This window comes from Variovorax sp. EL159 (genome assembly GCF_900100965.1).
Lineage (GTDB): Bacteria > Pseudomonadota > Gammaproteobacteria > Burkholderiales > Burkholderiaceae_C > Variovorax.
Window position 1 is genome coordinate 143,099 of sequence record NZ_FMUJ01000002.1, and the last position, 22,027, is coordinate 165,125.

15 protein-coding genes are annotated in these 22,027 nt (G+C 67.8%); 9 read left to right on the plus strand and 6 right to left on the minus strand.

What is annotated here, in order from left to right; all coding sequences use genetic code 11:
• Positions 1-45: 45 nt before the first annotated feature.
• On the minus strand, positions 46-1,395 hold the full coding sequence (locus BLQ28_RS06870) for an NUDIX hydrolase (RefSeq protein WP_093239353.1): 1,350 nt from the start codon (positions 1,393-1,395) through the stop codon (positions 46-48).
• Between the two features lie 141 nt (positions 1,396-1,536).
• On the opposite strand from BLQ28_RS06870, the gene BLQ28_RS06875 reads away from it, so the two are divergent.
• Entirely contained in the window at positions 1,537-2,754 is a 1,218-nt protein-coding gene (locus tag BLQ28_RS06875) for an acyl-CoA dehydrogenase family protein (RefSeq protein WP_093237943.1), read from the plus strand.
• Between the two features lie 14 nt (positions 2,755-2,768).
• Here the strand turns inward: BLQ28_RS06875 and BLQ28_RS06880 are convergent, their stop codons facing one another.
• The 5 genes from BLQ28_RS06880 to BLQ28_RS06900 form a co-directional block, all read right to left on the minus strand.
• A complete protein-coding gene (locus tag BLQ28_RS06880; protein WP_093237945.1) occupies positions 2,769-4,025 on the minus strand; it encodes a Zn-dependent hydrolase in 1,257 nt (418 codons plus the stop codon).
• A gap of 18 nt (positions 4,026-4,043) precedes the next feature.
• The gene (gene hydA / locus BLQ28_RS06885) at positions 4,044-5,483 is read right to left on the minus strand and encodes a dihydropyrimidinase (RefSeq protein WP_093237946.1); all 1,440 of its coding nucleotides are present in this window, start codon (positions 5,481-5,483) and stop codon (positions 4,044-4,046) included.
• A gap of 25 nt (positions 5,484-5,508) precedes the next feature.
• Positions 5,509-7,014, minus strand: a complete 1,506-nt coding sequence (locus tag BLQ28_RS06890; protein WP_093237948.1) for an NCS1 family nucleobase:cation symporter-1 — start codon at positions 7,012-7,014, stop codon at positions 5,509-5,511.
• A gap of 117 nt (positions 7,015-7,131) precedes the next feature.
• The gene (preA, locus tag BLQ28_RS06895; RefSeq protein ID WP_093237949.1) at positions 7,132-8,442 is read right to left on the minus strand and encodes an NAD-dependent dihydropyrimidine dehydrogenase subunit PreA; all 1,311 of its coding nucleotides are present in this window, start codon (positions 8,440-8,442) and stop codon (positions 7,132-7,134) included.
• A gap of 70 nt (positions 8,443-8,512) precedes the next feature.
• Entirely contained in the window at positions 8,513-9,871 is a 1,359-nt protein-coding gene (locus tag BLQ28_RS06900; RefSeq protein ID WP_093239355.1) for an NAD(P)-dependent oxidoreductase, read from the minus strand.
• Positions 9,872-10,134: 263 nt separating this feature from the next.
• On the opposite strand from BLQ28_RS06900, the gene BLQ28_RS06905 reads away from it, so the two are divergent.
• The 8 genes from BLQ28_RS06905 (at position 10,135) to mgtA (ending at position 22,018) form a co-directional block, all read left to right on the plus strand.
• Complete coding sequence (locus BLQ28_RS06905; protein ID WP_176801041.1) at positions 10,135-11,589, plus strand: aminotransferase-like domain-containing protein; 1,455 nt, start codon at positions 10,135-10,137, stop codon at positions 11,587-11,589.
• Positions 11,586-12,287 (plus strand): TetR family transcriptional regulator C-terminal domain-containing protein, encoded by a 702-nt coding sequence (locus BLQ28_RS32925; protein ID WP_176801042.1) that lies wholly within the window; start codon positions 11,586-11,588, stop codon positions 12,285-12,287. The genes BLQ28_RS06905 and BLQ28_RS32925 overlap by 4 nt, the downstream gene beginning before the upstream one ends.
• A gap of 534 nt (positions 12,288-12,821) precedes the next feature.
• A complete protein-coding gene (locus tag BLQ28_RS06915) occupies positions 12,822-13,154 on the plus strand; it encodes a hypothetical protein (protein WP_093237952.1) in 333 nt (110 codons plus the stop codon).
• Between the two features lie 56 nt (positions 13,155-13,210).
• Complete coding sequence (locus BLQ28_RS06920; protein WP_093237954.1) at positions 13,211-14,350, plus strand: efflux RND transporter periplasmic adaptor subunit; 1,140 nt, start codon at positions 13,211-13,213, stop codon at positions 14,348-14,350.
• Entirely contained in the window at positions 14,343-17,471 is a 3,129-nt protein-coding gene (locus BLQ28_RS06925; protein WP_093237955.1) for an efflux RND transporter permease subunit, read from the plus strand. The genes BLQ28_RS06920 and BLQ28_RS06925 overlap by 8 nt, the downstream gene beginning before the upstream one ends.
• Positions 17,468-18,805 (plus strand): TolC family protein, encoded by a 1,338-nt coding sequence (locus tag BLQ28_RS06930; RefSeq protein ID WP_093237957.1) that lies wholly within the window; start codon positions 17,468-17,470, stop codon positions 18,803-18,805. The genes BLQ28_RS06925 and BLQ28_RS06930 overlap by 4 nt, the downstream gene beginning before the upstream one ends.
• Before the next feature lie 31 nt (positions 18,806-18,836).
• Positions 18,837-19,259 (plus strand): hypothetical protein, encoded by a 423-nt coding sequence (locus tag BLQ28_RS06935; RefSeq protein ID WP_093237958.1) that lies wholly within the window; start codon positions 18,837-18,839, stop codon positions 19,257-19,259.
• Entirely contained in the window at positions 19,256-22,018 is a 2,763-nt protein-coding gene (mgtA, locus tag BLQ28_RS06940; RefSeq protein ID WP_093237960.1) for a magnesium-translocating P-type ATPase, read from the plus strand. Before BLQ28_RS06935 ends, mgtA begins: the two co-directional genes overlap by 4 nt.
• Positions 22,019-22,027 lie beyond the last annotated feature (9 nt).

Consider the following 22,027-nt stretch of genomic DNA (forward strand, 5'->3'; position numbering starts at 1 on the left):
GATGCGATCTTGCACGATGCATGCCACGGTTTCGTGGCGTTGTGGCTATGTCGCGATCGGGCGGCGCATGAAGCCGTGGCGGGGTGCGATCCATTGGAGCAGTCCGGTGCTGTCGACCGTGTTTGCGGACGCAAGGCCGATGAACAGCGTCAGGTCTTCGATCAGCAGGAACTGGCGTGAATTCGCGCCGTCCGTGCCTGCACAGGCTTGCAGCGTGGCTTCTCCGAGCACGAGTTTTTCGCCCGGTGCGGGTGGGGAGATGGACACGTCGGGCCAGGTCGCCCGCAGGCTTGCGAGCGCGTGCGTGGATTCCGCCGTCAGGGCCCGCGTCGACAGGATGTGGCGCACCCGTCCCGGTGCCGCCGCGACGAGCGCCGCGAGGTGTGCCGGTGTCAGGGGCAACGGGTCGATCAGTGCGCAATCGCCGTTCGAAGTGCCGACGAAATAGCTGTGGGCGAGCTTGCCTTGTGCACCGTCGTCACTGGCGGTGACCCGCACGATTCGAGCGGAAAGCCGCATGACAAGCCCGGCTTCATGCGCATACCGGCCGTGGCCTTCACCGTCCGGATCGACGAGGCCGACCTCGTCATATGCCGGCTCTTCCATGTTCACCGGTCGCCGCCCTTCGGGTCCGTTCGCCAGCCTCGGCATGACGCGGGGAATGTGCCGCAGGCCGCGCGCATGCGCGATGACCTCGTTCGCGCTCACGAACTGCGCAAGCTGCTCCAGGATGCGACGCGTCACGTTCATCAGCTTGAGGCCGCGCGCCGGGTCCACCGCCTCGGCGGGCTTCAGCCACATGTGCTCGACGGTCTCGCTGCCATCAGGCCGCACGCTCTGCCCCGCCGGCATCAGCGCAAGAAAGAAGCGGGTGTCGAAGCGGCGCGGCATGCCGGGCGGCGTGAGCCAGTGGGTGAAGTAGGTCAGCCGGTCGACCGCGAGTCGCCAGCCGTGTTCCGCGCACAGCGCGAGCAGCGCATCGGTGCCCTGCACGGCCGCATCGCGCATGGCCGCGAGCCGGTCGGACGGCAGGCCGTCGAGCTTCACCAGCGCGCCTGATGGATCGGTGGCGAACAGCAGGCCGGCTTCTTCGAAGCATTCGCGGATCGCGGCCGCGTAGTAATCGAGGCCGCCTTCGGGCACGGCAAGGCGCGCGCTCGCGGCGTCGTCGTCCAGCCCGCTGCATTGCGCGTGCAGGCTGCGGTCGTGCGCATCGATCACGCCGCCGGGAAACACGCTCGCGCCGCTGTTCTGGTCGTTGGCCTTTTCGGCCCGGCGCAGCATCAGCACTTCGAGCCCGCGGCCTTCGTCGCGCAGCACGATGAGCGTGGCCGCGGCGCGCACGGGGCGCGGCGCTGCGGGTTTCTGCGGGGTCTCCGGTGTTGTCGTGTTCATGGGAAGGCATTCTCGCGCCGCCTGGCCGTCGAGGCGCTGCTGCGAAGGTGACAGCCGCACCGGGTGCCTGTCGCGCGAAGGACCGTCCAAATCCGCCCGCGCGACTTAACTTCAACGCACTTTGTTGTTGAAGGACGCCTGATGCATTTCGAATTCACACCCAAGGTGATCGCGCTGCGCGACGAGTTGTTGAAGTTCATGGACGAGTACGTCTACCCGAACGAGAAGCGCCGCGAAGAAGAGCTGGCCGCCAACGCGCGCGCCGGCCGCCCCTACGCCGAGCTGCCGATGATGGCCGGCCTGAAGGCCAAGGCGCGCGAGCGCGGGCTGTGGAACCTGTTCCTGCCCGAGTCGGAACACGGGCCGGGCCTGACCAATGTCGAGTACGCGCCGCTGTGCGAGATCATGGGCCGGCGCTACTGGTGCGCCGAGATCTTCAACTGCTCCGCGCCCGACACCGGCAACATGGAAGTGCTGGCGCGCTATGGCACCAAGGCCCAGCAAGAGCGCTGGCTCACGCCGCTGCTGGCGGGCGAGATCCGCTCGTCATTCGCGATGACCGAGCCCGAGGTGGCATCGAGCGACGCCACCAACATCCGCTGCAGCATCCGCCGCGAAGGCGACGAGTACGTCATCAACGGCCGCAAGTGGTACATCACCGGCGCCATGAACGAGCGCTGCGAGATCTTCGTGCTGATGGGCAAGACCGACCCCGACAACGCCGACCGCCACAGACAGCAGTCGATGGTGCTGGTGCCCAAGAACACGCCCGGCGTGAGCATCGTGCGCGACATGCAGTTGCTCGGCATGTACGACCCGCCCTTCGGCCACCCCGAGATCGTGTTCGACAACGTGCGCGTGCCGGTCGAGAACATCCTGCTCGGCGAAGGCCGCGGCTTCGAGATCGCGCAGGGCCGCCTCGGCCCCGGCCGCATCCATCACTGCATGCGCGCCATCGGCATGGCCGAAGCCGCGCTGGAGATGATGTGCCAGCGGCTGGTGTCGCGCACCGCCTTCCACAAGCTGCTGTCGGAGCAGGGCGTGTGGCGCGAGCGCATTGCCGAGTCACGCATGCTGATCGAACAGTCGCGCTGGATGGTGCTCAACGCCGCCTACCGCATGGACACGGTCGGCAACAAGGTCGCAGCGAAAGAGATCGCGATGATCAAGGTGCTCACGCCCAACAACTGCGTGAAGGTGATCGACTGGGCGATGCAGGCCTTCGGCGCGATGGGCCTGAGCCAGGACACGCTGCTCACGCACTTCTACGCCTACGAGCGCCACCTGCGCGTGGCCGACGGCCCCGACGAGGTGCACCGCAACGCGATCGCCAGGCAGGAGCTGGCGGCGTACCAGTAAATGCCGCGACGGCTTCAGTCGACGCGCTTCGCGCGTTCGAGCATCGCGTGAAGCAGCACGTTGCAGCCGGCCGTCAGGTGGTCGGGCTGCGCGTCCTCGATCTCGTTGTGGCTGATGCCGTCCTTGCACGGCACGAAGATCATGCCGGCCGGTGCGAGCCGCGCCGCATAGATCGCGTCGTGCCCCGCGCCCGAGACCACGTCCATGGCCGAGTAGCCGAGCTTGTCGGTCGCGCGGCGCACGGCGTCCACGCAGTCGGGGTGGAAGGGGCAGGGCGGGATGTACGACACGCGCTCGATGGTCACACCCAGCCCCGTCTCGCGGCCGGTGCGCTCGACGAAGGCGAGGATCTCGGCGTGCATGCGGTCGAGCAGCTCGTCGTTCACGTTGCGCAGGTCGACCGAGAACTTCACCTGCCCCGGAATCACGTTGCGGCTGTTCGGGTGCACCTGCACCATGCCGACCGTACCGCGACCGTACGGCTGGTAGCGCAGCGCGATGGCCACCACCTCCTGCATGATCCGCGTCGCCACCTGCAGCGCGTCGCGGCGCAGGTGCATCGGCGTCGGGCCCGCATGCGCTTCCATGCCGGTCACCACGCAGTCGTACCACGAGAGGCCGAGAACGGCAGGCACCACGCCGATCACCTTGCCCGCGTCTTCCAGCACCGGGCCCTGTTCGATGTGGGCCTCGAAGTAGGCGCCGATGGGGTGGTCGCCCGGCGTCTGCGGCCCGACGTAGCCGATGCGCTCCAGCTCTTCGCGCACCGTCTTGCCTTCGGTGTCTTTCGCGGCGTAGGCGTGCTCCAGGCTGAAAGCGCCGCAGAACACGCCCGAGCCCATCATCACCGGCACGAAGCGCGAGCCCTCTTCGTTCGTCCAGAACGCGACCTCGATCGGCGCCTCGGTGCGAATGCCCTGGTCGTTCAGCGTGCGCACCACTTCCAGCGCCGACAGCACGCCGTAGTTGCCGTCGAACTTGCCGCCGGTCGGCTGGGTGTCGATGTGGCTGCCCGACACGATGGGCGGCAGCGCGGGGTTGGTGCCTTCGCGGCGCATGAAGACGTTGCCGATCTTGTCGACCGTGATGCTCAGGCCGGCCTCCTTGCCCCACGACACCACGAGGTCGCGGCCCTGCTTGTCGAGGTCGGTCAGCGCCAGCCGCTTGACGCCGCCCTTGGCCGTGCCGCCGATGCGTGCCAGTTCCATCAGCGAGTTCCACAGGCGCTCGCCGTTGATCGTCAGCACCTCTTTGTCTACTACTGCATTCATGTATGACTCCTTGAGAATTCAGCGCGCCACGGCCGTGGGCGCGTGCTGCTGCTTGAAGCGCTCCAGCGCGGTGAACATCGGCGCGAAGGGCGGGCGCTTGAGGTAGCGGCCGGTGCCCGGCTCGGCGCGCAGGTCGCCGTTGCGATAGACCCAGCGGCCCGCGCTCACGGTGTGCTTGGGCACGCCCATGACTTCGCGGCCCTCGAAGATGTTGAAGTCGCTCTTGGAGTGCTGCGTCTTCACCGACAGCGTCTTGGTGGCCTTCGGGTCCCACACCACGATGTCGGCGTCGGCGCCGGCTTGAATGACGCCCTTGCGCGGGTACAGGTTGAAAAGCTGCGCCGCGTTGGTCGAGGTGACGCGCACGAACTCCGAGGGCGTGAGCCGGCCCGCGTTGACGCCCGCATCCCATAGCACGGCCATGCGTTCTTCGACGCCACCGCAGCCGTTGGGGATCTTCGTGAAGTCGTTGCGACCGGCCGCTTTCTGCTCGGCGCAGAAGGTGCAGTGGTCGGTGGCCGTGGTCTGCAGGTTGCCGCCCTGCAGGCCGCGCCACAGCATGGCCTGGTTCTCGCGCGAGCGGAAGGGCGGACTCATCACATGGGCCGCGGCGCGCGCGAAGTCGGGGTCGCGGTAGGCGCTTTCGTCGACCACGAGATGGCCGGCCAGCACTTCACCGTACACGCGCTGGCCGCGCGCGCGGGCGCGGGTGATGGCTTCGAGTGCCTCGCCGCACGACACGTGCACCACGTAGATCGGCACGCCCAGCACGTCGGCGATGGCGATGGCGCGGTTGGCCGCCTCGGCCTCGACCATCGGCGGGCGCGACAGCGGATGGCCCTCGGGCCCGCGAATGCCCTGTGCCAGCAGTTGCTGCTGCAGCATCGCGACCAGCTCGCCGTTTTCCGCATGCACCGTGGGCATGGCGCCGAGTTCGAGCGAGCGCTGGAAGCTCTTCACCAGGATCTCGTCGTCGGCCATGATCGCGTTCTTGTAGGCCATGAAGTGCTTGAAGCTGTTCACGCCATGCTCGTGCACCAGCGTGCCCATGTCGGCATGCACGCTGTCGTTCCACCAGGTCACGGCCACGTGAAAGCTGTAGTCGCCGGCGGATTTCTCGGCCCAGCCGCGCCACATGCGAAAGGCGTCCATCAGCGACTGCTGCGGATCGGGAATCACGAAGTCGATGATGCTCGTGGTGCCGCCGGCCAGGCCCGCCGCCGTGCCGCTGAAGAAGTCGTCGGCCGCGACCGTGCCCATGAAGGGCAGCTGCATGTGGGTGTGCGGGTCGATGCCGCCGGGCATGACGTAGGCACCGCCGGCATCGATCACCTCGGCGCCACCCGGCACCTGCAGGTCGGTGCCGACATGGAGGATCTTGTCCCCCTGGCAGAGCACGTCGGCACGGTGCTCGGCATCGGCGTTGACCACCGTGCCACCGCGAATGAGTACGGTCATGGCGTGAGTTCCTTCTGTGTGTGTTTCAGGTGGGGTTCTTCAGGGGCGCGGACAGGCCCTGCAATTGCGGCGCCCGTGCCTTCATCAGGCCCAGGTACACGATGGCCGACAGCACCACGCCGACGAACCACGCATAGGTGTAGATCGTCTTGAAGAAATCGGGCATCGACGGCACGGCCGACGGAAAGGCCGCATTCAGAAAGCCCGGAATGTTGGGCAGCACGCCGACGATGAAGGCAATGACCGCCGCCATGTTCCAGCCGTTGCTGTAGCTGTACTGGCCGCTGCCGCGGTAGAGCGCATCGACGTCCAGCTCCTTGCGGCGCACGAGGTAGTAGTCGGCAATCAGAATGCCGGCCACCGGGCCGAGCAGCGCCGAGTAGCCGATGAGCCAGGTGAAGATGTAGCCCTGCGTGGTCTCGAGCACCTTCCACGGCATCATCACGATGGCAATGCCGGCGGTGATATAGCCGCCCTTGCGGTACGAAATTTTCTCGGGGTTGAGGGCAGAGAAGTCATACGCCGGGCCGACCAGGTTGGCCGCGAGGTTCACGCTCACCGTGTCGATCAACAGGATGATGAGGGCGATCAGCACGGCGGCGCCGGTCATGCGGCTGGCCAGGTCCACCGGGTCCCACAGCGCCTTGCCGTAGATCACCACGGTGGCCGAGGTGACCATCACCGCCATCATCGCGAGCAGGCCCATCGGCGCGGGCAGGCCGATCACCTGGCCCACCACCTGGTCGCGCTGCGAGCGTGAGAAGCGCGTGAAGTCGGGAATGTTCAGCGCCAGCGTGGCCCAGAAGCCCACCATGGCCGTGAGCGAGGGCCAGAACACGGCCCAGAACATGCCGGCCTTCTTGCCGCCCGGCTCGAACTGCGAGGGTTGGTCGAAGATCGGGCCGAGGCCGCCCGCGCGTTGCACGGCCCAGTAGAGCAGGGCGATGCACACGATGATCTTGAGCGGTGCGGTGTAGGTCTCGAGTCGGCGGATCGACTCGATGCCATGCACCACGAAGTACAGCTGGATGGCCCAGAAGATCAGGAAGCACACCAGCTGCGCGCCGTTGATGCCGAGCACCGGCAGCTTGTCGCCACCGAGCGGCTGCCCCATGAGCACGCCGACCAGCGTGTAGATCATCTCGCCGCCGAACCAGGTCTGGATGCCATACCAGCCGCAGGCCACGACCGCGCGCAGCAGCGCGGGCAGCCGCGCCCCGCGCGTACCGAATGACGCGCGCGCCATCACCGCATACGGAATGCCGTACTTCGCGCCCGCGTGCCCGATGAGCAGCATCGGCATCAGCACGATGGCGTTGCCCAGGAACACGGTCAGCACCGCCTGCCCCCACGACATGCCGCCTTCGATCAGGCTGGCCGACAGCGTGTAGGCGGGGATGCACATCACCATGCCCACCCACAGCGCGGCGAAGTGGTACCAGCGCCACGTTCGCTGCGCCAGTGTGGTGGGCGCCAGGTCCTCGTTCCAGAGGTTTGCGGCGGGTGCGCCGCTCTGCGATGGGGTCGTCATGTGGGATGTCTCCTGCGTGTGGGCTGTTTTCTTGACTGTGTTGTCGTTCCCCTCCTGCCGCCGCCCGGTCTGTGCCGGGCTTCTTCACTCATTCATTCATTCGTTCATCCGATCGGCTCAGGCGTGGGTTTCGGCGCGCATCGGGTTGTTCGGGTGCGTGGTCCAGTTGGCGTACTGGCCGACCACCGGGCGGCCGGTGCGCGCGTCCACCTCGCCGGCTTTCAGCGTGCGCATCGACAGCGCGCCGGGCACCGGGCAGATCGACACGCACAGGTTGCAGCCGACGCACTCTTCTTCCTTCACCTCGAAGAAGCGCATGCCGTCTTTGGTTGCGCTGATGGCCTGGTGCGAGGTGTCTTCGCACACCACGTGGCAGCGGCCGCACTGGATGCACAGGTCCTGGTGGATCACCGCCTTGTCGACGTGGTTCAGGTTGAGCTGCTGCCAGTCGGTGATGCTGCCGACCGCGCGGCCGCGCATCTGCTCGAGGTTGGCGTAGCCCTTCTGGTCCATGAAGTTCGAGAGGCCATCGCACAGGTCCTGCACGATCTTGAAGCCGTAGACCATGGCGGCCGTGCACACCTGCACCGAGCCGCTGCCCAGTGCGATGAACTCGGCCGCATCGCGCCAGGTCGAGACGCCGCCGATGCCAGAGATCGGCAGGCCCGCCGTCTGCGGGTCGCGTGCGATCTCGGCCACCATGTGCAGCGCGATCGGCTTGGCGCCGGGGCCGCAGTAGCCGCCGTGCGAGCCCTTGCCGTCGGTGTGCGGAAACATCGCCATCGCGTCCAGGTCCACACCCATGATCGAGTTGATGGTGTTGATGAGGCTCACCGCATCGGCGCCGCCTTTCTTGGCCGCACGCGCGGCGGGGCGGATGTCGGCCACGTTGGGCGTGAGCTTCACGATCACCGGCAGCTTCGAGTAGTGCTTGCACCACTCGGCCACCATCTGGATGTACTCGGGCACCTGGCCCACGGCCGCGCCCATGCCGCGCTCGCTCATGCCGTGCGGGCAGCCGAAGTTCAGCTCCAGGCCGTCGCAGCCGGTGTCTTCGACCATCGGCAGGATGTTCTTCCACGATGCCTCGGTGCACGGCACCATCACCGAGGCCACCAGCGCGCGGTCGGGCCAGTTGCGCTTGACGCGCGTCATCTCTTCCAGGTTGGTGCGCAGCGGGCGGTCGGAGATCAGCTCGATGTTGTTGAAGCCCGTCACGCGGCGGTCGGCCGCGTACGACACGGCATAGCGCGGGCCGTGCACGTTGACCACGTTCGGGTCTTCGCCCACGGTCTTCCAGACCACGCCGCCCCAGCCGGCTTCGAAGGCGCGGACCACGTTGATCTCCTTGTCGGTCGGCGGTGCGGAAGCCAGCCAGAAGGGGTTGGGGCTGCGGATGCCCACGAAGTCGATGCTCAGGTCTGCCATGTGAATTGCTCCTGTCGCGGCAAGGCGCGCACGGATGGAATGAGAGAAAGGGAAGGTCGGTGCAGCCGCGTCACGCGGCGCGCAGGTGGCGGTCGATGGACAGCGCGGCCTGCTTGCCGTCTTCCACCGCCTCGACCGTGAGGTCGCGCCCGCCGAAGCGCGCGTCGCCACCGGCCCAGACCTTCGGGCGCGAGCTGCGGCATTCCGCATCGGTGCTGATGCGGCCGCCCTGCAACTGCACGCCGCTGTCTTCCAGCGCGGTCGCGACAAAGCTCTGGCCGATGGCGCACAGCACCATGTCGGCCTGCAGCGCAAGGCTCTCGCCGGTCTCGACCAGCTTGCCGTCGACCAGCGTCGTGCGCGCGAAGTCGATGCCGCGCAGCACGCCGCCCTTGGCACGCAAGGCCTTCGGTGCGGCCCAATGGATGATGCGCACGCCGTTGTCCTTGGCCCAGCTCTGTTCGTCGGGCGATGCGCCCATGCCTTCGGTGCCGCGCCGGTAGACGATGCTCACGTCTTCCGCGCCGAGCTTGCGCGACTGCACGGCCGCGTCCACGGCGGTCATGCCGCCACCGATCACCACCACGTGCCGGCCGATGGCCACGTCGGCCGGCGATGCGGCCTGGCGCAGCTCGGCGATGAAGTCCACCGCGTCGCGCACGCCGGTCTGCTCGCCCAGGCCCAGCGTGTTCACGCCGGCCAGGCCCAGGCCGAGGAACACCGCGTCGTATTCGGCGGCGAGCGCGTCCAGGTGCAGGTCGCGACCCAGCGCCTGGTTGTTGCGCACCTCGATGCCGCCGACCGACAGCAGCCACTCGATCTCGCGTTGCGCGAAGTCGTTCACCGTCTTGTAGCTGGCCAGTCCGTATTCGTTCAGGCCGCCGAGCTTGGGGCGCGCGTCGAACAGCGTCACCTGGTGGCCCAGCACCGCGAGGCGGTGCGCGCAGGCCAGGCCGGCCGGACCCGCGCCGACGATGGCCACGCGCTTGCCGGTGTCGGCCCCGCGCACGAAGAGCGGCGCGCCGGGCGCATCGAAGAAGGCATCGGTCGCGTGGCGCTGCAGCAGGCCGATCTCGACCGGCTTGCTCTCGTTGCTGTTGCGCACGCAGGCCTGCTCGCACAGCACCTCGGTCGGGCACACGCGGGCGCACATGCCGCCCAGCGGGTTCTCTTCGAGGATGGTGCGCGCGGCGCCGCGCAGGTTGCCGTCGGCAATGCGGCGGATGAAGGTCGGGATGTCGATGCCCGTGGGGCAGGCTGTCTGGCAGGGCGCATCGAAGCAGTAGTAGCAGCGCTCGGCCTCGATGTTGGCCTGCACCACGTTCAGCGGCGGATGGGCGTCGCAGAAGTTCTTCGCGTACTGCTCGGGGTTGAGGCGGCCCGCGCGCACATCCGATGCAAGGTGTGCGGTGGGAGCGACGGGATTCATCGTGCTGCTCATGGGCGTTCAGGCTCCAGGATCGTGGTGGGGATCTGTTTCGACACGAGGGAGCTAGCCCTCATGAAGTTTGACCAAGTGGTCGAATGTCGCGATGATTCAGCAAACGAGGGGTGCCGCCCATACACAGTTGAAGCGGCATGCGAGAAAGTGTTTGCCGCCGCGGACCGTGCTGTTTGGTGCACTGTCCAGCACAGTTCCCAAGGGCAAACCCTGTCTCGACCGGCCACACGGGTTTCGAAGGAGACACAGCGATGCAGAGTTCACGCAACGCCCCGGCGCTGCTTTCACCGGCGCAGGCCGGTGCCGGATGGATGCAGGGCCTGATGGGCGAGATGGACGACGCCGGCCCCGGCCTCGGCCTGGCGCAACGGCTGGTGGTGGGCGTCGAGTTGCGCGTCATCGACGGGCGCCTCGCACCCGGCACCAAGATGCCTTCGGTGCGCGCGCTGGCCGGCAAGCTGGGCATCAGCACCTTCACGGTCACCGAGTCGTACAGCGCCTTGCGCGCACGCTCCGTGCTGGCGTCGCGGCCGGGCAGTGGCTACTACGTGCTGCATCGGCCGTCACGCTCGACGCTCGATGACAGCGGTTCAACGATGCAGCCCGTGGCCGAGCAGACGACAGGTGAAGACAGGCCACCACCCGCCGAATACCGTGGCGACGACCTCGTGCGCGAAGCCATGCGCCGCGTGGCCCGCGCCGCGCCCGACTGGGACAGCGGCACGCGCCCCAGCTTCGGCCTGCCACGGCTGCGCGAACTGATCGCCACGCGCCATCGCGCCGAGTTGCCCGCGATGGGCCCGCAGCAGGTGATGACCGCCGCAGGCAGCCTCGGCGCCGTGATGTGCCTGCTGCAGGCATGGACCGGGCCGGGCGACGCGGTGCTGGTCGAATCGCCCGCGCCGCGCCAGTTGCGCCGCCTGATCCACACGCTGGGCCGACGCATGCTCGAAGTGCCACGGCGCGGTGGCTGCCTGGACATCGGCACGCTCGACAGCCTTGCTGCACAGTTGCCTGCAGCAGGCGGGCAGCGCCTGCTGCTGCTCTCGACGGCCGTCTCCAATCCGCTGGGCATCTGCATGAGCCCGCAGGGCGCGCACCAGGCGTTGCAGGCCGCCGAGCGCCACGACCTGCGCGTGATCGAACTCGACACATGGCGCGGGCTCTCGCCGCTGCAGGCACCCAGCCTCGCGGCGATGGACGGCCTGCAGCGCGTGGCGCAGGTCGGTGGCGTGTCGACCACGCTGTCGGCCAAGCTGCGGCTCGCGCATGTGCTGCTGCCGCAGCGCTGGGTCGACGACCCTGCATTGCGCTGCCTGCACACGACGCTCGGGCCGAGCGAGTTCGAGGAGCGCGTGGCCTGCGAGGTGCTGGCCGATGCCAGCTATCCGCGCTTTCTGCAGAAGCTCAACACGGCGCTGAAGATCGCGGGCGAGCGCACCTTGTCGCTGCTCACTGGTGCGGGCCTGCAGGCGCTGTACGTGCCCGACGGTGGTCCTTTTCTCTGCGCCGGCTGGCCGCCCGGCAGCGAGCCGCGACCGACCAGCGACGCGGTGCTGCAGGAGGCGCGCAAGCAGGGCCTGCCGCTCGCGGCCGCTGCAGATTTCGGCGGCGCACCGCAGCCCTTCGCGTGGTATCGCTTCAACGTCGCGCACTGCGGCGACGAGCGGCTCGTGCGTTTCCTTGCGCGGATGAAGAACCCATGAGCACCACCGCACGCCCACCGGCCGTGAAGCGGCAGGCCCGCCGGCAGAACATCGAGAGCGCCATCCTCGCCGTGGCGCAGGAACGCTTCGCGCTGCACGGCTACGGCGGTGTGTCGGTCGACGACATCGCGGCCGATGCGGGCATCTCCAAGCAGAGCCTGCTGTACTACTTCCCCTCGAAGAAGGCCTTGTACAGCCGCGTCTTCAACGACGTGCTCGATTCATGGCTCTCCAATCTCAACAGCCTCGCGGATGCCGACCTCGATCCACATGCCGCGCTGGAGCGCTACGTCACGCAGAAGCTGCAGTTCTCCTACGACCACCCCTCGGGCTCGCGCCTGTTCGCGCAGGAGATCATTTCGCAGGCGCCGCAATGCGCCGACGACATCGAGGCCAAGCTCGTGCCCGCCTTCCGCGCCGAGGCCGCCGTGCTGAACCGCTGGATGGCGAATGGCGACGTGGCGCCGCTGCCCGTGGCGCATCTGCTGTTCACGCTGTGGGCCATGACGCAGACCTATGCCGACTTCGCATGGCAGATGCGCATGCTGCTGGGCAAGAAGGCACTGGAGCCGGCCGATTTCGACCTCGCGCGCGAGACCATCATCCGCATGCTCGAGGGGGCGCTGGGTCTTGCGCGGCCCGCCACTTCGGCGGTCGTCACGAGCCAGCAGGACCGGCGTCGGATAAATCGCACGTAGTGTGAATTTTTGTTGACGCTCGCATTGCTGCATCGCAATAATCCGCGCATCTTGTTTTTTGGAGCGCCGCGCGTGGACAGTGCCAGTTGTAGTAGCAGTGATGCAAAGCGTGCCTTGATGGCCGCTGTTGCCTGCCCGGCCTCCTGAACACCCGCTCTCCGGGTTGAGGTCGCCGAGCCGACCGCAGCCCTTGCCGATGCCCCGGCTCCCTTCGGAGCCCAGGCTTCGCGCCCATCTCCTCACGCCCGATTCATTGATCCTCCGCCCGGGGTGGCTCGATCGCGATCGCGATCTTTCGGCCTCCCTCCGGGCGGTCTGTGCGCGTGCGTCCATGCAGCGGAGCTTCGTTGCATCAACCCGCCCGAGAGGGCCGAGGAGAAGACCGTGGACCCAGACCCTAGTTGGCGCTTGCGCGCGCCTGCCCATCCTTCGCCCCCTTCATTGAACCCGCATCCGGCATTGCCCCGGAGGCCTCGACTCGCCTGAACACAGGCGTGAGGACTCCTGCGCGCCGATGCCGCAGGAGTCTCCGCCATGTTCGCTCTCGCTCACCGCCGTGAGACCTTGCGCCGCGCGCCGCATGCCGCGCTCGCGCAGCGCCGGCCCCAGGCCTTGCAGGCTCTGCTGTACAGCCACGGCGCCGCCGCTTTCGCCGCCACCCTCTCGCCCTGCTCGGGCCGCGTCATCGCCGACGCGCTCTCGACCTTGCCTGCCCCGCAGCGCAACGAAGTCTTCCGCCACCTGACCCGCGCGGCCCGCCGCCGCTGCGCGCAGGTCGGCGGCCGTGCGTTCGATGCCCGTCCTTCGATGGGCTTCTTCGCGCGCCTGCTGGCTTTCTGCCTGCCGCTGCGAGGGGCGCGGCTGTGACTGCGGTCCATCCCACAACAACAGATCCGGATCTCTCGATCCCCAGGAGAAGAACCATGAGAAAAAGAACCTTCATCGCCACCCTCGTCGCAGTGGCCGCCAGCATCGTGCTGGCCGGCTGCGACGCGGGCAGGATGTTCACGTCGTCCGCCGTGGCGCAACCGGTGCCGGCCGCGCGCGCCGTGGTGCACGACGGCGCACTTGTCGCCGTGCCCGAAAACTCCCCGCTGCGCGCATCGATCCAGGTGGCTGCGGCGGAATCGCGCTCGGTGGAGCGGCCGATCGGCGCGCCCGGCAGCATCGAGGCTGCACCCGAAAAACTCGTCAAGGTCACTTCGCCGGTGGCGGGCCGCATCGTCAAGCTGCAACGCGCGCTGGGCGACTCGGTCAAGGCCGGCGACGCGCTCTTCACGCTCGATTCGGCCGACCTGAGCAATGCCTTCGGCGATGCCACCAAGGCCGAGGCCGCGCTGCGCCAGTCGCGCCGCGACTTCGAGCGCCAGAAGCTGCTGTTCGAGGCCGAGATCACCGCCCGCAAGGACTACGAAGCGGCCGAACTCGCCTACGGCGCCGCCACCAGCGATGCGCAGGTCGCGAAGAACCGCCTGGCACAGCTCGGTGCTTCGGCAGGTGCGGGCTCGCACCGCGAATACGTGCTGCGCTCGCCCATCAGCGGCCGCGTGATCGAGATGACCGGCGCGCAGGGCGGCTACTGGAACGACATCAACGCGCCGATCATGACGGTGGCCGATCTGTCGACCGTGTTCCTCACCGCCAACGTGTCCGAGAAAGACATCGCCGCGCTGCGCGTCGGCCAGAAGGCGCGCATCGACCTGAACGCCTACCCCGACCAGGCCTTCGACGGCACCGTCAAGTACATCGGCGAGGTGCTCGATACCGACACGCGCACGGTGAAGGTCCGCGTGGCCATCGACAACCGCCACGGCCGCTTTCGCCCCGGCATGTTCGCCAAGGTGGTGTTCTCGGGCGAGGCGCATCCGGCGGTGGTCGTGCCTGCGTCCGCGCTGGTGCAGAGCGGCCTCTACACCAAGGTCTTCGTGGAGAAGGGCGCCTTCACCTACGAGGCGCGCAACGTGACGGTGGGGCCGGTCATCGGCGACCGCGTCGAGATTCTTTCGGGGCTCAAGGCCGGCGAGCGCATCGCCGTGAAGGAAGGGGTGCTCCTCAATGATTGAGCGCCTCGTCACCCTGTGCTTTCGCCGGCGCGGCATCGCGTGGATCGTGTTCGCCTTCGTCGCGCTCTACGGCTGGACCTGCTGGAAGCAGTTGCCCATCGAGGCCTATCCCGACATCGCCGACGTCACCTCGCAGGTCGTCACCCAGGTGCCGGGCCTTGCGGCCGAAGAGGTCGAGCAGCAGATCACCGTGCCGCTGGAGCGCGAACTGCTCAGCACGCCCGGCCTGCATGTGCTGCGCTCCAAGAGCACCTTCGGCCTGTCGCTGATCGTCGTGGTGTTCAAGGACGGCGTGGACGGCTACTGGTCGCGCCAGCGCCTGCAGGAGCGCATCGCCCGCGTGACGCTGCCCTACGGCGCCACGCCGGGGCTCGACGCCTACACCTCGCCCATCGGCGAGATCTACCGCTACACGCTGGAGTCGAAGACGCGCGACCTGCGCGAGCTGTCGGAGCTGCAGTTCTGGACCGTCATCCCGCGCCTGAAGAAAGTCAGCGGCGTGATCGACGTGGCCAACTTCGGCGGGCTGACCACGCAGTTCATGCTCGCGCTCGACCCCGCAAAGCTGGTGCAGTACGGCGTCACGCTGCAGCAGATCAAGGACGCCATCAACGCCAACAACGGCAGTGCCGGCGGCAGCCTCATGAACCGCGGCGAGCAGGCCTATGTGGTGCGCGGCTCGGGGCTCATCGGCTCGTTGCAGGACATGGGCAACGTGGTGGTCACGGCCAAGTCGGGCACGCCGGTGCTGGTGAAGGACCTGGGCACGCTCAGCTACGGCAACGTCGAGCGGCGGGGCGTTCTCGGCAAGAACGACAACCCCGACACCATCTCCGGCATCACGCTGCTGCTGAAGGATGCGCAGGCCTCGCAGGTCATCCAGGGTGTGCACGCCGCCGTGCAGGACCTGAACGACAACCTGCTGCCCAAGGACGTGAAGGTCGTGCCCTACCTCGACCGCGCCTCGCTCATCGACGCCACCACGCACACGGTCGGCAAGACACTGATCGAGGGCATCGTGCTGGTCACGCTGGTGCTGCTGCTGTCGCTCGGCAGCCCGCGCGCGGCGGCCATCGTGGCGCTGACCATTCCGCTGTCGATGCTGATCGCCTTCATCTTCATGCGGCACCTGAACGTGCCGGCCAACCTGCTGTCGCTGGGCGCGATCGACTTCGGCATCCTGGTCGACGGCGCGGTGGTGCTGGTTGAAGGCATCCTGCGGCGGCGCGAGCAGGCGCAAGACAAGCCATTGACCCCCGCCGATGCCATCGCCGCCACGGTGCAGGTGGCGCGGCCGATCTTCTTCGGCATGCTGGTCATCATCGCGGCCTACCTGCCGCTCTTTGCCTTCCAGCGCATCGAATACAAGCTGTTCTCGCCGATGGCCTTCGCGGTGGGCTCGGCGCTGGTCGGCGCGCTGCTGGTGGCGCTCACGCTCATTCCGGGGCTGGCGTACCTCGCGTTCCGCAAGCCGCGCCGCATCTTCCACAACCGGCCGATGGAATGGCTGACGGTGCGCTACGAAGCCTTCCTTTCGCGTGCGCTGGGCAAGGGGCGCTGGGTGGTGGTGAGCTGTGCGGTGGCACTGCTGGGTGTGCTCGGCCTGGGCAGCACCATCGGCCGCGACTTTCTTCCCTACCTGGACGAAGGCTCGCTCTGGCTGCAGGTGACGATGCCGCCGGGCATCACGCTCGAGAAGGCCACCGGCCTTGCCAATGAACTGCGCCGCGCCACGCGCGAGTTCCCGGAGGTCTCGTACATCGTGACGCAGACCGGCCGCAACGACGACGGCACCGACCCGTGGACCGTCTCGCACATCGAGGCCAGCGTCGGCCTGCATCCGTACGACACATGGAAGTCGGGCCTGAGCAAGCAGGAGCTGATCGCCAAGCTGGCCGAGCGCTACAAGCAGCTGCCCGGTTTTTCGGTCGGCTTCATGCAGCCCATGATCGACGGCGTGCAGGACAAGCTCTCGGGCGCGCACAGCGACCTGGTGGTCAAGATCTACGGCGACAGCCTGGACGAGATGCGCCGCATCGCGGGCGACGTGGTGGGCGTGCTCGAAAAAGTACCCGGCGCCGTCGACGTGGCCATCGACCAGGAGCCGCCGCTGCCCAACCTGAAGATCGACATCGACCGTGCGGCCGCCGCGCGCTACGGCATCAACGTGGCCGACGTGAGCGACCTGATCTCCACCGGCATGGGCGGCACGGCCATCGGGCAGGTCTATGTGGGCGAGAAGAACTACGGCATGACGGTGCGCTTTCCCGAAGCCACCCGCAACGACCCGGACGCCATCGCCGGCCTGATGCTCACCGCACCCGGCGGCGCGAAGGTGCCGCTCGGACAGGTGGCGAAGGTTCGCACCGTGTCGGGCGAGACCACCATCACGCGCGAAGCGTCGCGCCGGCACCTCACGGTGAAGCTCAATGCGCGCAACCGCGACCTGTCGAGCTTCCTGGCCGAGGCGCAATCGGCCATCGAGCGCGACGTGCACTACGACCACCTGCGCTACCAGGTTGCCTGGGGCGGCCAGTTCGAGAACCTCGAACGCGCGCAGGCCCGGCTCATGGTGATCCTGCCGATGACGCTGGCGATCATGTTCCTGCTGCTGTTCGCCGAGTTCGGCAACCTGCGCCAGCCGGCGATGGTGCTGCTGGTGGTGCCGCTCGCCATGCTCGGCGGCCTGGCGGCGCTGCACCTGCGCGGCATGACGCTGAACGTGTCGAGCGCGGTCGGCTTCATCGCGCTGTTCGGCGTGGCCGTGCTCAACGGCGTGCTGATGATCTCGCAGATCAACCGGCTGCGGCGCGAAGACGGCCTGCCGTTGCGCGAGGCCGTGATCGAGGGCGCGCGCAGCCGCATCCGCCCCGTGCTCGTGACCGCCACCGTGGCCGCCTTCGGCCTCACGCCCGCGATGCTGGCGATGGGACTGGGCAGCGACGTGCAGCGGCCGCTGGCCACCGTCGTCGTGGGCGGCCTCGTCACCGCCACCCTGTTGACGCTGGTGCTTCTGCCGGCGCTCTACCACCTTGTCGAAACACAGGCCGAGGCCGCTGCCAGACGGCGCGCCGAGGCCGAAACGGCCGCGCCGGACGCGGGCCTCCTGGAGCAAGCATGAAGAACAAGAACATCCATTGGCACGGCGTCGGCGTGGCGCTGCTGTCGCTGTGCACGGGCATCGCCTGCGCGCAAGGCACGGCTTCGGCCGCAGCCACCGGTGCCGCGACAGTCGATTTCGCGGGCTACCTCGCCGCCGTCGAGAAGCACAGCCTCGACCTCGCGTCGCAGCGCGAGTCGATCACCGCCGCCGAGGCCGGCGTGTCGATCGCGGGCGTCATGCCCGACCCGAAGCTCACCCTCGGCTACGGGCCGAAGGAGTTCAGCCGAACCGTCGCGCTGAAGCCACCCGTCAGCCGCACGGTCGCGCTCGAATGGGAGATCGAGACCGGCGGCAAGCGCGACAAGCGCATCAAGGCTGCGAAGAGCAACGTGAAGCTGACCGAGGCCAACGTCGAAGGCTTCAAGCACCAGCTCTACAGCGATTCGGCCACCGCCTTCGCGGAAGCCTGCCGCACGCGCGAGGCGCTGGTGCGGCAGGAGTCGTCGCTCAAGTCGCTGTCCGACGTCGTGCGTGCCAACGAAGTGCGCCGCAAGGTGGGCGATGCGGGCGGGCTGGAGCTGCTGCAGTCGCGCACCGAGCGCGACCAGTTCCAGGCCGGCGTGGTCAAGGGGCGTGCCGATGCGCAGGCCGCGCTGCTAAACCTGTCGGTGCCGCTGGGGCAGCGCTTCGGCGAACTGTTCGGGCCGCTCGGGTTGAACTGCGACTTTGCAGCGTACACGCCGGGCGACGACGTCGATGCCCTGATCCGCCAGGCGCTCGATGCGCGCGACGAAGTGCTGATCGCCCGCGCGACCCTCGACAGCGCACGCGCGAATGCCGAACTCGTGCAGGCCAACCGCTATGTCGGCCCCACCGTGAAGCTCACAGCCGGCCGCACGCCCATGGGCCGCAGCACCTTCGACGGCGAGGGCAAGGAGACGCCCGGCTCGCCGGTCTCGCGCACGCTGGCGGTGGAAGTGTCGATGCCGCTCCCGTTCTCGCGCCTGCAGAAGGGCGAGGTGATCCAGGCCGAGTCGGCCGTCACGCAGGCGATGCTGGGCCTGCGCGCGGCCGAGCTGAAGACCGATGCCGACGTTCGCACCAGCTACACCCAGTTTGTTGCCGCGCGCGAGAACCTGCGGCGCTACCGCGAGTCCGTGCTCGCGGACTCCGACAAGGTGCTCGCGGGCATCCGCCTGTCGTACCGCAACGGGCAGGCCTCGCTGCTGGAGTTCCTGGCGGCGCAGCGTTCGGCCGACGACGCCTACCTCGCGTACCTGCAGGCGCGGGCCGACCTGGCCGCTGCCACCGTGCAGCTTCAACTGAGCGTCGGGCTGCATCCCGCGCTCTGAGCTCCAAAGACAAAGTGAAAGGAATTTCGCCATGGCCGAATTCGATTCCGGACGCGGAGCCCGCTGGCTCCATCATCGCCTGACGCTGATCGTCCATGCCGACGCGCTGGACGCCGCGCGCGAGGCGCTGCGCTGCAGCTTCTTCGACGCGCGCCTGTACTGGCGCCGCGCGCAGGAGCAGCCGCTGGGCATGCCGCCCGTGAAGTGGGCGCTCAGCGGCGAGTTCCAGGGGCAACTCGGCGGTGCGACCCGGCTGGTGCAGTGCCTGGCCCTGCATCTGCAGGCGCTGCCCGTGGTGCTGCTGCGCCTGGAAACCCTGGGCGGCGCGGCAACGCACAATCCGCCTGCCACATTCTGGGGGGATGATGCGGCAGTCGATGCAGGCAGCAATCCCCGGCCCGCGAGTTCCTTGCCCGACAGGCCCAACCATTCCTTTGCTGGAGCGCTCGGATGAATTTTCTTCAGACCTGGTTCGTCGCCTTCCTCAACAGCCGCCGGACCTCGCGGCTTTTCGGCCGGGGCGAGATGCTGGAAACCGTGGCCGGCGGCCGCGGCGCCTCGCAGCCGATTTCCGACCGCCTGGCGCGCGACCTGTTCCGTGCGGCGGACGACGACGTGCCCTCGCTGCTGGTGCGGCTCGACTCCCACGAAGACGGCCTGAGCGACGCCGAGGCCCAGCGCCGGCTGGAAACCGTCGGCACCAACGAAGTGGCGCACGAAAAGCCGCTGCCCTGGTGGATGCACCTGTGGCACTGCTACAAGAACCCGTTCAACCTGCTGCTGACGCTGCTCGCCGTCGTGTCCTATGTCACCGAAGACACCAAGGCCACCGTCGTCATCGGCACCATGGTGCTGCTGTCGACGCTGATCCGCTTCGTGCAGGAGGGCCGCTCCAACCGCGCGGCCGAAAACCTCAAGGCACTGGTCAGCAACACGGCCACCGTGATCCGGCGCGACCTGCGCACCGAGGCGGCCGAAGTCGCCGAGCGCTACTTCGAGGCCCGGCCGCTGGCGCGCCACGCGCCCAGCCGCGTCGAGCTGCCCATCAAGGACCTGGTGCCTGGCGACCACATCGTGCTGTCGGCCGGCGACATGATCCCGGCCGACTGCCGCATCCTCGCCGCCAAGGACCTGTTCGTCAGCCAGTCGGCCATGACCGGCGAATCGCTGCCGGTGGAAAAGTTCGTCGAGCGGCAAAGCGGCGCGCACAGCCCGCTGGAGCAGGCCAACATCGTGTTCATGGGCACCAACGTGGTGTCGGGCTCGGCCATTGCGCTGGTGATCGCCACTGGCAACCGCACCTACTTCGGCACGCTGGCCACGCGCGTCACCGCCACCGACCGCACGCCCACCGCGTTCCAGGCCGGCGTCAACAGCGTGAGCTGGCTGCTGATCCGCTTCGCGCTGGTGATGGTGCCCATCGTGCTGCTGGTCAACGGCTTCACCAAGGGCGACTGGACCGAGGCCTTTCTGTTCGCGCTGTCGGTGGCCGTGGGCCTCACGCCCGAGATGCTGCCGATGATCGTGACCTCGACGCTGGCCAAGGGGGCGGTGCTGCTGTCGCGCAAGAAGGTGATCGTCAAGCGGCTGGACGCGATCCAGAACTTCGGCGCCATGGACGTGCTGTGCACCGACAAGACCGGCACGCTCACGCAAGACAAGATTTTTCTGGAGCGCCACACCGACGTGTTCGGCAACGAGTCCACCGAGGTGCTCAAGTTCGCCTACCTCAACAGCTACTACCAGACGGGCCTGAAGAACCTGCTCGACCGCGCGGTGCTGGAGCACGTGGAACTGCAGTCCGAACTCAAGCTGGGGCAGGACTACGGCAAGGTCGACGAGATTCCCTTCGACTTCCAGCGCCGGCGCATGTCGGTGGTGGTGTCGGAGCGCGAAGACCACCACGAGCTGATCTGCAAGGGCGCGGTCGAGGAAATGCTCAGCGTGTGCACGCGCGTGCACGACAACGGCCGCGACGTGCCGCTGGACGAAGCGATGCTGGAGCGCGTGCGCCAGATCACCCGCGAGCTGAACCACGAGGGCCTGCGCGTGGTGGCCGTGGCCATGAAGGAAACGCCGTCGCGCGCGGCCGCGTACTCGGTGGCCGACGAAGCCGACCTCACGCTGGTCGGCTACGTGGCCTTTCTCGATCCGCCGAAGGAATCGACCGCGCCCGCGCTCAAGGCCCTGGCCGAGCACGGCGTGACGGTGAAGGTGCTGACAGGCGACAACGAACTGGTGACCGGCAAGGTCTGCCAGCAGGTCGGCCTCAAGGTCGAAGGCATCCTGCTGGGCCAGCACATCGACCGCATGAGCGACAAGGCGCTGGCGCACGCGGTGGAGGTCAACAACGTCTTCGCCAAGCTCTCGCCGCTGAACAAGGAGCGGCTGGTGCGCGCCATGCGCGACAACGGCCACGTGGTCGGCTTCATGGGCGACGGCATCAACGACGCGCCGGCATTGCGGGCGGCCGACATCGGCATCTCGGTGGACAGCGCGGTGGACATCGCCAAGGAGGCGGCCGACATCATCCTGCTCGAAAAGAGCCTGATGGTGCTGGAGGCCGGCGTGATCGAAGGGCGCAAGACCTTCAGCAACATGCTGAAGTACATCCGCATGACGGCCAGCTCCAACTTCGGCAACGTGTTCTCGGTGCTGGTGGCCAGCGCGTTCCTGCCCTTTTTACCGATGCTGCCGCTGCAGCTGCTGGTGCAGAACCTGCTGTACGACATCTCGCAGATCGCCATTCCCTTCGACAACGTCGACGAGGAACTGGTGAAGAAGCCGCTGACCTGGAACCCCGGCGACATCGGCCGCTTCATGGTCTTCTTCGGGCCGATCAGCTCGGTGTTCGACATCACGACCTTCGTGCTCATGTGGCACGTGTTCGGCGCGAACAGCGAAGGGCAGCAGGCGCTGTTCCAGTCGGGCTGGTTCGTGGTGGGGCTGCTGACGCAGACGCTGATCGTGCACATGATCCGCACGCCCAAGCTGCCCTTCATCGGAAGCCGCGCGGCCTGGCCGCTGACGGCCATGACGCTGCTCATCATGGCGGCCGGCATCTTCCTGCCGATGGGGCCGCTGGCCGGCTACTTCAAGCTGCAGGCGCTGCCGCTGGGCTACTTCCCGTGGCTGGTGGCCATCCTGCTGGGCTATGCGGTGCTGACGACGCTCATGAAGCGCTACTACATCCGGCGCTTCGGCTGGCAGTAAAAACAGCAG

Excerpts from the sequence above, each read along its gene's own strand:
- BLQ28_RS06870 (WP_093239353.1), bottom strand. The coding sequence starts at position 1,395 with ATGAACACGACAACACCGGAGACCCCGCAGAAACCCGCAGCGCCGCGC.
- BLQ28_RS06875 (WP_093237943.1), top strand. The coding sequence starts at position 1,537 with ATGCATTTCGAATTCACACCCAAGGTGATCGCGCTGCGCGACGAGTTG.
- BLQ28_RS06880 (WP_093237945.1), bottom strand. The coding sequence starts at position 4,025 with ATGAATGCAGTAGTAGACAAAGAGGTGCTGACGATCAACGGCGAGCGC.
- hydA (WP_093237946.1), bottom strand. The coding sequence starts at position 5,483 with ATGACCGTACTCATTCGCGGTGGCACGGTGGTCAACGCCGATGCCGAG.
- BLQ28_RS06890 (WP_093237948.1), bottom strand. The coding sequence starts at position 7,014 with ATGACGACCCCATCGCAGAGCGGCGCACCCGCCGCAAACCTCTGGAAC.
- preA (WP_093237949.1), bottom strand. The coding sequence starts at position 8,442 with ATGGCAGACCTGAGCATCGACTTCGTGGGCATCCGCAGCCCCAACCCC.
- BLQ28_RS06900 (WP_093239355.1), bottom strand. The coding sequence starts at position 9,871 with ATGAATCCCGTCGCTCCCACCGCACACCTTGCATCGGATGTGCGCGCG.
- BLQ28_RS06905 (WP_176801041.1), top strand. The coding sequence starts at position 10,135 with ATGCAGAGTTCACGCAACGCCCCGGCGCTGCTTTCACCGGCGCAGGCC.
- BLQ28_RS32925 (WP_176801042.1), top strand. The coding sequence starts at position 11,586 with ATGAGCACCACCGCACGCCCACCGGCCGTGAAGCGGCAGGCCCGCCGG.
- BLQ28_RS06915 (WP_093237952.1), top strand. The coding sequence starts at position 12,822 with ATGTTCGCTCTCGCTCACCGCCGTGAGACCTTGCGCCGCGCGCCGCAT.
- BLQ28_RS06920 (WP_093237954.1), top strand. The coding sequence starts at position 13,211 with ATGAGAAAAAGAACCTTCATCGCCACCCTCGTCGCAGTGGCCGCCAGC.
- BLQ28_RS06925 (WP_093237955.1), top strand. The coding sequence starts at position 14,343 with ATGATTGAGCGCCTCGTCACCCTGTGCTTTCGCCGGCGCGGCATCGCG.
- BLQ28_RS06930 (WP_093237957.1), top strand. The coding sequence starts at position 17,468 with ATGAAGAACAAGAACATCCATTGGCACGGCGTCGGCGTGGCGCTGCTG.
- BLQ28_RS06935 (WP_093237958.1), top strand. The coding sequence starts at position 18,837 with ATGGCCGAATTCGATTCCGGACGCGGAGCCCGCTGGCTCCATCATCGC.
- mgtA (WP_093237960.1), top strand. The coding sequence starts at position 19,256 with ATGAATTTTCTTCAGACCTGGTTCGTCGCCTTCCTCAACAGCCGCCGG.